Source organism: Campylobacter concisus (genome assembly GCF_902460715.1).
GTDB classification, from domain to species: Bacteria; Campylobacterota; Campylobacteria; order Campylobacterales; family Campylobacteraceae; genus Campylobacter_A; species Campylobacter_A concisus_AK.
Map to the genome: position 1 here is coordinate 1 of NZ_CABPUX010000004.1, position 10,615 is coordinate 10,615.

The 10,615-nt window shown below is 37.7% G+C and carries 10 protein-coding genes; 4 read left to right on the top strand and 6 right to left on the bottom strand.

Features of this window, described 5'->3' with window-relative positions:
- Window positions 1-168 precede the first annotated feature (168 nt).
- The 4 genes from F3G91_RS10335 (at window position 169) to F3G91_RS10120 (ending at window position 4,183) form a co-directional block, all read left to right on the top strand.
- Complete coding sequence (locus tag F3G91_RS10335) at window positions 169-336, top strand: hypothetical protein (RefSeq protein WP_188116837.1); 168 nt, start codon at window positions 169-171, stop codon at window positions 334-336.
- 9 nt (window positions 337-345) lie between these two features.
- On the top strand, window positions 346-1,062 hold the full coding sequence (locus tag F3G91_RS10110) for a disulfide bond formation protein B (protein ID WP_149701495.1): 717 nt from the start codon (window positions 346-348) through the stop codon (window positions 1,060-1,062).
- Between the two features lie 9 nt (window positions 1,063-1,071).
- Window positions 1,072-1,956 carry a hypothetical protein gene (locus F3G91_RS10115; RefSeq protein WP_149701496.1) on the top strand — a complete coding sequence of 295 codons (885 nt, stop codon included), beginning with the start codon at window positions 1,072-1,074 and terminating at the stop codon, window positions 1,954-1,956.
- A 472-nt stretch (window positions 1,957-2,428) separates the two neighbouring features.
- Window positions 2,429-4,183 (top strand): ATP-dependent nuclease, encoded by a 1,755-nt coding sequence (locus tag F3G91_RS10120; RefSeq protein ID WP_149701497.1) that lies wholly within the window; start codon window positions 2,429-2,431, stop codon window positions 4,181-4,183.
- Window positions 4,184-4,323: 140 nt separating this feature from the next.
- Here the strand turns inward: F3G91_RS10120 and nrfD are convergent, their stop codons facing one another.
- From nrfD to F3G91_RS10150, 6 genes are read right to left on the bottom strand one after another with little or no spacing between them, the layout of a single operon-like run.
- On the bottom strand, window positions 4,324-5,208 hold the full coding sequence (nrfD, locus tag F3G91_RS10125; RefSeq protein ID WP_149701498.1) for an NrfD/PsrC family molybdoenzyme membrane anchor subunit: 885 nt from the start codon (window positions 5,206-5,208) through the stop codon (window positions 4,324-4,326).
- Between the two features lie 10 nt (window positions 5,209-5,218).
- The gene (locus F3G91_RS10130; protein ID WP_149701499.1) at window positions 5,219-5,857 is read right to left on the bottom strand and encodes a TorD/DmsD family molecular chaperone; all 639 of its coding nucleotides are present in this window, start codon (window positions 5,855-5,857) and stop codon (window positions 5,219-5,221) included.
- A 10-nt stretch (window positions 5,858-5,867) separates the two neighbouring features.
- A complete protein-coding gene (locus F3G91_RS10135) occupies window positions 5,868-6,419 on the bottom strand; it encodes a 4Fe-4S dicluster domain-containing protein (RefSeq protein WP_012140509.1) in 552 nt (183 codons plus the stop codon).
- An 11-nt stretch (window positions 6,420-6,430) separates the two neighbouring features.
- Window positions 6,431-8,722 carry a molybdopterin-containing oxidoreductase family protein gene (locus tag F3G91_RS10140; RefSeq protein ID WP_107796786.1) on the bottom strand — a complete coding sequence of 764 codons (2,292 nt, stop codon included), beginning with the start codon at window positions 8,720-8,722 and terminating at the stop codon, window positions 6,431-6,433.
- A 22-nt stretch (window positions 8,723-8,744) separates the two neighbouring features.
- Window positions 8,745-9,638: a hypothetical protein gene (locus tag F3G91_RS10145; protein WP_149701500.1), complete on the bottom strand. Its 894-nt coding sequence runs from the start codon at window positions 9,636-9,638 to the stop codon at window positions 8,745-8,747.
- 10 nt (window positions 9,639-9,648) lie between these two features.
- Entirely contained in the window at window positions 9,649-10,359 is a 711-nt protein-coding gene (locus tag F3G91_RS10150) for a disulfide bond formation protein B (RefSeq protein WP_149701501.1), read from the bottom strand.
- Between the last annotated feature and the right edge of the window lie 256 nt (window positions 10,360-10,615).

Below are 10,615 nucleotides of genomic sequence, written 5' to 3' on the forward strand. Positions count from 1 at the left end.
ATATAATTTAGTATTAATATACTAAATTTTTTAGACAAATACGTTTTATGCCTGTAAATATTAAGTAAAAAATATATTTATAATAATAAAAAAATATACTTTAAGATTAAAATTATAAATCAGGTAGTATATTTTAATAAATATTAAATTTCATAGAAAGGATAAAAAATGGAATTTTTAATGGTTTTGATGTTTTTTATCGCTGGTTTATTTTTATTGTTTAGGCCGGATAAAAAGCAGATGGCAATGGGGTTTGGCATTGCTGGAATAGTTGTGCTTATTGTAATGATGGCATGGGTAAATAAATTTGCCGTTGTGCCAATGGGAAATTTTTAGGGGCAGGCAATGAATAATAAAAAATTTGCAAGCTGGGGTGGTGACGAAAAGAGATTTTTCAATCTCTTTGCAGCTGCTGCCCTCGCTTTGGTCGCACTTCCTGTTGGTATTGCGTGTCTGATACTTGGATTTGGCATGGGCGATAGCCCTTGTATCATGTGTTGGCATGAGAGATTTTGTATGGTGGCGATCTCTTTTATGGCGCTTATCGTTGTACGTTACGGCTTTAAGGTTAAGTATCTAGTCGCAATCCTCTTTTTGTCGTGCCTTGGGCTATATGATGGCTTTTTACACTATAGTTTAGATGGCACAGGCGGAGGATATCTTGATATAAAGCAAGGTTTTGGGCTTGAAATTTTAGGCGCTCATACGCAGTTTTGGGTTGTTGTAGTACACTTTTGTGTCATTATCTTTTTAGGTGTTATTTTGATGCTTGGTAAAAATGTTGGTAAGATCATGCAAAATAGCGAAGAAAACGCATACGGAGTTGTTTTACCAAATTTCTTATTGGGAAAGATAGCTGTGGCTGTTTTTGTGGTCATTATGGCATTTAACTGCATTCAAGCTTTTATAACAGCTGGACCACCACCATATCTAGCATCGGCTACGCCTTCTCGCATGAGCGCTGATCCTTCTAAATGGTTTTGGGAGTTTGATCACTGGAATGAACATGAGATGGATTTTCGCGAAAGCTGGAATCCAAAACTACCAAATTTACCAAAGTAAGGATATGGAATGAAAATTTTAAATTTAATAGCACTTTGCACTTGCTTGGCATTTGGTGGAGAATTTGATCTAAATGCAGCAAATGGTGCAGTTACAAATCTAACTCCACTAAAAAAAGCTGGACAAATAGAGCTAAAACTAAACAATAGCAATCCAGTTACAGGTCTTGACTATGATGAGGAGAGCAAAAGTTTTTTGGTCGGCACACTCAAATTTGAGCTTTACTCTATGGATGAAAATTTAGATCAGATAAAAAGCTATCTAAGAAGCACGCCTGATTGGATCATACAGATGGAAGATACGGTTGGTGCAAGCTTTTTTAAAGGTTCTCTCGGGCTGATTAGCTATAACAAAACGTATGAATTTTTCAAATTTATGCCAGATCAAAGCAAGGATGATGCAAATAAGGCGTGGAGATATTTGCATGATGGCTATGATAAATTTAGCCTTGATTTTAAGGACCGATACTACACAGTTCGTGCAAAACAGCAGTATATTCTCTCTTGGGATCACTCTGACTTCTACGGCGAATTTTTTATAGCAAGCGTGCCAGATGACATAAAGCAAAGTTGGAGTATTTCTAGTTTTAGTGATAGCGATAACCTTTTGTCTACAGAATTTATTCCTAGCTTTGATGAGAGTCTTGGTATAAAAGAGGGCAGGGAGATAAATGACTACTATATCACAGGAATGGACGTAAATGGCGAGTTTGTATACTTGTTATCTAAGCAATATTCAAGCATCCTAAAGCTCGATCCACGTAGCAGAAAGATCGTGGAGGTTTATGGCTTTGAAGGCGCGAGCGATGCCCATGCGCTCGCTATTAAAGAGGGTAAATTCTACGTCGCGTCCAGAGAGGACGGTGTGAATAAAATTTTTATTTTTGAGAGATAAAATTTAAGCCGTCTTTGGCGGCTTAAATCTTATTTTTACTTTCTGTTAAATTTATATTCACATACTCACCAAAAACTATAAAGCAATTTTTGATGTTTTTATTTTTACTAAACTCTTAAGACCCCATTCGCTATAATGTCACAGTAAATTTAACCCAAAAGAGGCAAAAGGAAAGGGCAAATTCTAAAACTGTCACTAAACTTGGAGCTGATGAAAACAGGCGAGATCGCCCGAGCGCTAAACGCAGACAAAAAAGCAGGTGTTAAAAAGACTATAAAAATCCCAAAAGACGATGTCAAAATAAGCTTTCCCAAGAGATGCTATTGTTCTGGGGCCTAAATTTAGCGGGCGCAGCAAAGTTTGCTAGTTGACAGAAATTTGCCATTCCTTCAGTTATTCAGAAAAATAGGATATGTTGGTGGGACATAATGAGGGAGATAGTGTTTGTATAATTTGAAATTGAGGAGTAAATATGAAAATTAAAACACTTGAAATAAAAAATTGGCGCTCTATTAAAGAGCTTAAAGTTATGACACAAGATTTGATGATTATTATTGGACAAAATAATCATGGTAAATCTAATTTATTATCAGCTATTCTATTCTTTTTTGGCGAAATTAAACATCAAGACTTAGATTTTTTCCAAGGAGCAGAAGAACTTTTTGTGGATATTGAGTTTTCTGAGCTTGATGATCAAGACAAGAAAACTTTTGAGAAATATGTAACCCAACAAGAAACAATTAAAGTTAGAAAAGTAGCTTATTTAGGAGGAAGTTTTGAATACAAAGGATGGATACAAACTTGTTTGGAAGATTATTTAAAAGAAGAAAATGCAGGAAATTATACGAGTCGTGAAACTGCTAGCAGCTTACCCTTTTACCAATATTTACCACCTGCTGGAAGATTAAGTAAACAACAGATAATAGAAGCACAACAAAAGTATATTCAATCAAATATTAGAAATCTAACTTTTAGCTACGAACTGGAAGAAACAAATTTTATGGGGCTTAAATCTGTTGCAAAAGGGATTTTTGGGGAAGTTTATTTCTTGCCTGCAATAAAAAATGCTGCGGATGACTTCGCATCAAAAGATACCAGCGTTTTCGGTAAATTACTGGGAGAAGTCGTGGAAACTATGTCTCAGCATAATGAAGATTGGCAAGGAACAAAACAACAATTAGCTAATTTATTCTCTAAATTCAGTAAATACATTAATGGAGTTGAGAATACAGAAAGACCAAAGCAATTATCTGATTTAGAGAATGAATTATCAAAGGAATTATTATCTTGGAATGCTTATTTTGATATTGAATTGAATATTCCAGATATCGATTCTGTTCTAAAATCGAATGCTTCAGTATGGATTAATGATGGCACACGCACGGATATTGCTCGTAAAGGGCATGGTTTACAACGTGCAGTAACAATTGCATTAATTCAGTTAATCGCAAAACGCCAGTTGCAATCTAATCAGGATTCTGAAACAACAAATCGAAAAGTTTCAAAATCTCGCTATTTTATTTTTGAAGAGCCTGAATTATATCTACATCCACAAGCACAAAGATCTTTATTTGACAGTTTTGTTGAATTATCTACTAGTGGAAATCAAGTCATCTTATGTACGCATTCGAGTAATCTTATTAGTATTGATAAATATAAATCTATTTACATTATTAAGAAAGAAAATGAGCAATATGGTAGTAAAGTAACTCAATGCGAGGAGGATCTATTTGATGGAAACCAAAAGAATGAATGGAATTTGTCTTATTGGATTAATCCAGATAGAGGTGAATTATTTTTTGCTGAAAAAGTTATTTTAGTTGAAGGACAAACTGATAAAGTGATTCTTCCTGCATTGGCAGATAAGTTGGGAGTGTTTAAGCATAGTTATACTGTTATCGATTGTGGTTCAAAACAAAATATTCCTTTATACATTAAGTTAATGAATAAATTTAAGATTCCATACGTTTCGGTATATGACAAAGATCATCAAGAAAATAAATCAGAGCAAGCAATAGGTGCGGCAGATTCTGCAACCAAAGCAATTTTAGATGAAATAAATAATGAACTAGGCTTATCTGTAGAGCTTGTAAACGATATTGAGCAGGAGCTTGGATATAATTGCGGCAAATCAGGTAAGCCATTTCAAGCGTTAAAACATATTAAATCTAGTGAGTTCCATATATCAGAAAGTTTCGCTGAAAAAATTAGAGTAATTTATAAATAAAAATAGCTTATCAATAATTTTCAGGTGGTCTATTTAAAATCAAGAGTCGCTTAATGCTACGTCGCTTTTAGCAATCCATCTAAAATTGCATTTTTAAAAGGTCGGACTTTCATCCGACCAATATCAGAAAAAGGGAGAAACTAAAATATATAAACCGCGCCGAGCACGATAAATGCTCTTAGGCAAAAACCGCCGATTAAAACACCATATTCATTATATACGCAGCTTTTGATGCCTTCGCCACATCCGCATACTGCTCCGTCTTTTGTTACGCCACATCTTTGTAGCATAAATTTACTGCCGCCAATTAATGGCAGTGCAAGACCAAGCACTATAAAACCTATCCAAAACATCGGTGCTAGAGAGCCTGATACTATTTTGGTTATGCTAGCCATGCCAGCAGCTTCGTTTCTAACGCTTGCAAATAGCATCAAGAGGGCAAAAATTTCAAGCGCCACTAAAATAGTGTGAAATTTATGCGACTCGTGGCTCAAAACGCCACCACCACTTAGCACAGATATAGCGTTTGCGCTAAGACCTGTTGATATGGCTGAGATAGTAAATAGTATCGGTAGCCATATGCTTGCCCATAGTGGGATCGCTTTTACAACATATAAAAGTAGTCCAGTATAACCCATCACTCCAATTGCAAGTAGCGAGCCAAAACTAAGCATCATATCGCAAATTTTGCCACCTTTTTTAACTTGTAAAAGCACGAGCACGCTAACTATTATAAAAAATGTTAGAAGATATGTGCCGATACTCATTATAGAAACTGGTCTTGTGTAAAGGCCTATGATCTTAGCTGGATTGATCGCCGCACTTGGTGCTAGGTCAAATAGCAAAAGTAAAGTTCCAACTATGACCGCTACTGGCGCTAGCAAAAATCCAAATTTGTAAAATTTCTCATCAAGCTTGCCCAAAAAGCCTTTGTAGGCTAAAGCCGAGCACAAAAATGTCCCAGCACCTAAACCACCCAAAAACAGATATATGACTATGAGCCATCCCCAAGTTGTTTGTTCCATTATCTATCCTTTAACTCTTAAAAGTTAGAAGAGCTCTTGACTGCTCTATCTCGTTTTCAAGATATAAATTTAAAAAATCAGCAAAGCTCGCATAAGCTTCTAAATTTGTAGCTTCCTTACAGCGAGAGCTAAATTTATAAAACCACTCAAACGGATGAGTGCGGATGAAGTCATATTTTTTATGTAAAATTTCATCCATCTTCTCTTTTTTGTCTGCTTGTAAGGCATTGAAACTTAGAAAGTAAAGGTATTGCAGCTCGTATCCGATGAAATCATCTGGAAATTTATCAAACTGCTCTTTACTAAGCTTTAGACCAGAGCTCTCATAAAAGCTTCGCACCTGCATGGTCTTTTCGCCAAACATCGTTTTATAATCAAAATAAACCGACTCGTATGGCTCGGCCTTTGGGTGTCTTGGCCCTACAAAAAGTCTGTTAAATTCATATCTTAGCTCATCTAGCAAATTTAGATCATCTTTGCACTTATTTAGCCAAAGTATGAAGTCGTGATTTTTAAATTTATCACTAAAATTAAGGCTGAGGCTTATGAGCTCATCTAAATTTTGCTCTCTAAGCTCCACTAAGAAAAATCGCCTTAAAAAGTCTTCAACACTAAGGCTAACGCTAAGCTTTTCTTTGACCTTATCCATCTTTTACTCTTTAATGTATGAATTCATTTCGCTTCATTCTTGGATAAAAGCGGATGTTTGGCTTGGTAAAGAAGTGTTTAAAGCCTGGCATCTCTTTTTGCATACCAGCACTATCGCTGACGTTGCTATCAACTAGCTTTAGTACTCCACACGGACAGCCAGCCACACAAGCTGGTTCTTCGCCGCGCTCAAGTTTTTCGGCACAGAGGTTGCACTTTTGAGCTTTGCCATCTTTGCCTTTTGTGATAGAGCCGTAAGGGCAAGCCATCAAGCAGTATCCACAGCCTATGCACTTATCATGAAGTGGCTGTACGACACCATTTTCTAGCTTGATATATGCTCCAACTGGACAGACATCCATACAGGCTGGCTCGTCGCAGTGATGGCAAGAGTGAGTTATAAAGATCTCTTTTTCTATGCCATCTTCATGTATCATAAGACCATCAACATGTCTCCAGTTTATATCTGGATCTTGGTTGTGATAGACTTGACATGAAATTTCACAAGCCTTACAGCCTATACAAAAGTTATAATCAAATAAAAATCCTTGTTTTCTTTTCATCTTAGACTCCTTTACATCTCTTGTTTAGCTGCTTTTTTTACTTCGCAAAAGCTAGCTGTATAGGTTGAGCCATTTCCTAGGTCACTAACGCCATCAGAGCAAAGTATATTTGCCCCAGTTCTTGATTTTGTCACTTTTACCCAGATGTTGTTCCACGCATATACTATGCCTGGGTTCATTTGATTTGTCTCGACTGCTGTAAAGACAGCTGTTCCCTTTTCGTTTGTTGCCTCAACTGTATCTCCGTTTTTGATACCGCGGGCTTGCATATCTTCACGTGTCATAAATAGCTCAGCATTACCCTTAACGATAACCCTTTTTAAGATATAAGGCATATTGCCCCAGTTTGAGTTATCTTGGAGCTGAGTACCTGGCGTCATGAAATAAAGCGGATATTTTTTGAGATAGTCTTTTCCAAATTTATTGCTCTTTTCATAGTAGTCCCAGTCAGTTTCAAGGTCTATTACCGGATGATATCCTGCGTCTTTAAAGGTTTGTGAGTAAAGCTCGCATTTTCCACTCTTTGTGCCAAAGACTAGTTTGTCTTTTGGTGCATAAGGGTAGTATGGTAACTGATCCTTCATAGTTTCAGGCGTTCTAAATGGCTTGATCCAGCCGACTGATTTTAGTTTTTCATAGGTGATGTTTTGTTTTTTGGCAAATTCTGTATCCAAAAAGCGTCTGCAAACTGTTTCGCTATCCCAGTTAAAGCACTCTTCTGTATAGCCCATAGCTTTTGCAAGAGCGTTGAAGAACTCTAAATTTGTCTTAGCTTCGCCAAGAGGTTTTACACTTTGAGCGTTGTAGCAAACATATCCAGAAATTTGGTCGTTTTGGATATCCTCACTCTCCATAAATGTAACACCAGGTAGCACATAGTCAGCATAGTCGCAAGTATCGATATCATATGGATCAAGGACAACTAAGAAGAAGTCATCGTCCATTATGCGTTTTTTGATCAAATTTGTATTTGGCGCTGTTACCATTAAATTTGAGTTGTAGTTGATGCATGCCTTAATGACCGTGTTTATAGGCTTATCAAGATATGTTGGATTTTCTTTTTGTATGCCTTTACCAAATTCTATATAGCTTACTTGCTGTCTTTCTATCTTTTTGCCATCTTTATCTTTTGGAGATAGGTCTGGCATGCAGTTGTCGAAATTAAAGCAGCCTTTTACATGTACGTATGCCCAAAATAGTCCGCCACCAAGCTTTGTCAAGGCGCCAGTTAAAACAGGTAAAAATGTAACCGCACGAACAAGTCTTGCTCCGTTAAAGTGTCTTTGTCCGCCGTCGCCGTGCATGATAGCTGGTGCTTTTGCGTGAGCGTACTCTCTAGCAAAGACTTTGATCTGATCTACACTTGCTCCGCACATCTCAGATAGCTCGCCATAGGTATAGAGTGAGCACTCGTGTACTAGATCTTCAAAGCCAGTGGTATATTTTTCTACAAATTCATGATCATATAGATCTTCTTCTATTAAAAATTTACAGACCGCTAGACAAAATGCAGGGTCACTAGATGGTTTTAGCTGGATAAACATATCAGCTTGGTTTGCTAGTGGAATTCTTATCGTATTTATAACGATGATCTTTCCACCTCTTTTTTTAACACGGTGAGCAAATCTTATCCAGTGTACGGCTGTGTAAGCTTCGTTTGATCCCCAGCTAATGTACATATCACTCTCGTCGATCTCAAGTGCATCTTTTGAGAAGTCAGTACCTATAACGCTAGGAGTGCCCGCGTATCTTGGCCAGTCACAAGGGTTTCTAACAAGTCTTGTGGCTCCATATTTTTCAAAGAAATTTCCCGGTGCGATAGTTTTTGAGATATGTCCTTCGTTGCCAGAGTAGACAAACTCGGTCAAGGCTTCGCCGCCAAATTTCTCTTTTATCTCAGTTAGCTTTGCAGCTATCTCTTTTAAGGCTTGATCCCAGCTTATCTTCTCCCATTTTCCTTCGCCTTTTTTACCGACTCTTTTCATAGGGTGCATGATGCGGTCGGCATTATATAGGTGCATGGCATAGGTGTGACCTTTGACGCAGACTGTGCCTTGCGTTAGTGGGTGCTTTGGATCGCCTTTTATGCTTACCATTTTGCCGTCTTTGATCTCAGCGATCATCGAACAGGCATCACGGCAGTTTCTAGGACAGGTTAGGTAGTGGTACTCTACATTTTCCTCGTTCTTGTAGGATTTTGGGTTAAAATCCACCTCAAATTGCTCCATACCAAATAGGCTAGGAGCTGTTCCAGCTGCTGCTAGAGCTGCTCCCGTGCCTTTTAGGAAAGAACGTCTTTGCATGTTTTCTCCTTAAATTTGATAGCTATTTCATCTCAAAGATAAAAACTTTATTCTCTTTGCCTTCTCGTGAGAAGATGTAAAATTTATTATCTTTGATCGCTAATGCTCTTGGGTTATTTACCCCACTAAAACTAAATGCCTCGTCTATCTCTTTGGTGGTTAAATTTAACTTTAAAATAGTTGAGAAATTTTTGCTTAAAAGATAGAGCGCACCAGGCTCCACATCAACACCAGTAATGTAATAATTGTTTAAATTTCTACCTTCTTTTAGCTCTAAATTTGCTCCTGCTTTTGGCATAAATTCTTCTAAGATCATCTTGTCATCACCATCAAATATAGCCACACTCCAGTAGTCTCTAACGTCATTTGGCACGCTAGCTGTGAAAAATTTATTCTCGCTTTCTAAGTAGTCCCAGCCCAAGACATACTGCTGTTTTGATCTAATGGTAGAAAATCTACCCTTGTTACCAAGGTCATTTAGCTTCCACGCGTCATATCCAGCTAATAGGTGCCTCCACTGGCTATTTTGCTCGTCTTTACTAAGGTTGCTAGCTGGCTCATAAAATACAAAAGTTTTGTTGTAACTTATCATGCCAAGCTCTTTTTTATACCAAGTAGCCCCGACTGTTGCCTCCATCTCCATTATAAAATGACGGTCGTGCTTAGCATAACTTAGAGGCTTTAAATTCTCATCTGCGATGTAAAATTCATTGTCGTTTGAGACAATGGCAAAGTGCTTTTTGCTCTCATCGTAGTCGGCTCCAGTTATTGCATTATCATTTTGCAAATTTAGAGTGAGCGTATCTTTAAGACCTAGCTCTTTTGTGTTTTGGATCGCTCCATTTTTACTATCCATGTCAAAGTTAAACCCAAAAGCAAGGCTTACTAATGCGATAAAAAATATTAGTTTTTTCATCTTTTACTCCTTACTGTGCTAGGTCTGGAAGCTCAGGGTTCCAGTCAAATCTAAAATCAAGCGAGCTATCCCAGTGGTCTTTCTCCCAGAACCATTTTGAAGGATCGATACTCATTCTTGGTGGTGTGCTAGATCCTAGATATGGTGGCGGACCAGAAGCTATAAAGGCTTGAACGCAGTTTGCAAGGATGATCACGATAAAGACTAAATTTGCAAATTTGCCAAGTGGCAAGTAGCTTAGAAAGTCGCCGTATTCGCCATTTGAGCTTTTTTGCATTATAAGGCCCAAATTTTTGCTAAACAAAAATATAAAAGCTAAAAATATGATCACACAAAAATCAACAACCATAACCCAAAACTGAGTGTGGGCACCTAAAATTTCAAGGCCAAAACCTTGTTTGATGTCAAGATAGCCGCCAAATGTTCCATCTAGGCTGTAGTGGATAAAGCCATTAAATATGCCCCAGCAAGCCATTAGTAAAAGTGCTGCTAGATAGCCAGGCTTTAGTCCGTACCTGATGATAAAAAGCGCTATTAGGCTGATAGCTATCATCGTGATCCTCTCGGCCCAGCACATTACGCAAGGGTTATCACCTAGCCCAAAGCCAAGTACTAAGCAGGCGATACCAACTGGAAGTGCCACAAGAGCGGTGATGGCCAGTGACATAAGGTTGAAAAAGCCTTGTTCGTTTGCTGGGATTTCGTTTTGTTTTGTTTGCATCTTGCCCTCCTAAAAGTTGCCTATTGGCAAGACTACCCATAAATTTACGTAAAATTCTAGTGCAACTAGTATTACGCACCCCAAAGCCATACAGGACGTTGCTATTTTCTTCATTTGTGGCTTTATGTATAAGATAAGCCCACTAATCAGAAATAGCGTCAAAATTAGAAATTCCATTTTGAGCTCCCAATTTGTAAATTTTCAACCTTATGTCACTGGCCATCACCGCTCTTGTGGCACTTCCAGTTGGTATCGC

Excerpts from the sequence above, each read along its gene's own strand:
- F3G91_RS10335 (WP_188116837.1), top strand. The coding sequence starts at position 169 with ATGGAATTTTTAATGGTTTTGATGTTTTTTATCGCTGGTTTATTTTTA.
- F3G91_RS10110 (WP_149701495.1), top strand. The coding sequence starts at position 346 with ATGAATAATAAAAAATTTGCAAGCTGGGGTGGTGACGAAAAGAGATTT.
- F3G91_RS10115 (WP_149701496.1), top strand. The coding sequence starts at position 1,072 with ATGAAAATTTTAAATTTAATAGCACTTTGCACTTGCTTGGCATTTGGT.
- F3G91_RS10120 (WP_149701497.1), top strand. The coding sequence starts at position 2,429 with ATGAAAATTAAAACACTTGAAATAAAAAATTGGCGCTCTATTAAAGAG.
- nrfD (WP_149701498.1), bottom strand. The coding sequence starts at position 5,208 with ATGGAACAAACAACTTGGGGATGGCTCATAGTCATATATCTGTTTTTG.
- F3G91_RS10130 (WP_149701499.1), bottom strand. The coding sequence starts at position 5,857 with ATGGATAAGGTCAAAGAAAAGCTTAGCGTTAGCCTTAGTGTTGAAGAC.
- F3G91_RS10135 (WP_012140509.1), bottom strand. The coding sequence starts at position 6,419 with ATGAAAAGAAAACAAGGATTTTTATTTGATTATAACTTTTGTATAGGC.
- F3G91_RS10140 (WP_107796786.1), bottom strand. The coding sequence starts at position 8,722 with ATGCAAAGACGTTCTTTCCTAAAAGGCACGGGAGCAGCTCTAGCAGCA.
- F3G91_RS10145 (WP_149701500.1), bottom strand. The coding sequence starts at position 9,638 with ATGAAAAAACTAATATTTTTTATCGCATTAGTAAGCCTTGCTTTTGGG.
- F3G91_RS10150 (WP_149701501.1), bottom strand. The coding sequence starts at position 10,359 with ATGCAAACAAAACAAAACGAAATCCCAGCAAACGAACAAGGCTTTTTC.